1 protein-coding gene is annotated in these 432 nt (G+C 70.6%); it reads right to left on the bottom strand.

The features are described 5' to 3' along the window. The coding region (locus IH13_RS45490; protein WP_031091470.1) for a ketoacyl-synthetase C-terminal extension domain-containing protein at positions 1-432 on the bottom strand (432 nt) is incomplete at both ends.

Raw genomic sequence — 432 nt, 5'->3', positions numbered from 1 at the left:
AGGTCCAGGGAGCTCCCCGGCCAACGCGGCCAGCTCCGCCACGAGTTCGTCCGAGTCCGCAGCGACGATCACCGCACGGTGCTCGAAGCGCGACCGGCTCATCGCCAGCGACAGGCCGATCCCTCCAGGAGCGGCCTTAGGGCCGGCAGCCAGCATCTCACTCAGGCGCGCGGCCTGGTCCCGCAGCGCGCCCTCCGACTTCCCGGAGAGCACGAACGGCAGCACTGCCCCGCCCAGCGGTGAGACCTCGTCCGCCTGTGTCGCGACGTCGGCGTCAACGGGCGCCTGCTCGAGGATGACGTGCGCGTTGGTGCCGCTGATACCGAACGACGAGACAGCCGCCCGACGCGCTTCGCCGGTCTCCGGCCACGCCACCTGTTCGGTCAGGAGTTCAACAGACCCTGCCGACCAGTCCACCTGGGACGACGGCTT

The sequence above is a fragment of the Streptomyces sp. NRRL WC-3549 genome (genome assembly GCF_000721935.1).
Taxonomy (GTDB): Bacteria; Actinomycetota; Actinomycetes; order Streptomycetales; family Streptomycetaceae; genus Streptomyces.
Note: the sequence above shows the minus strand (reverse complement) of the source record. Positions and strands in the feature narration are given on the sequence as shown.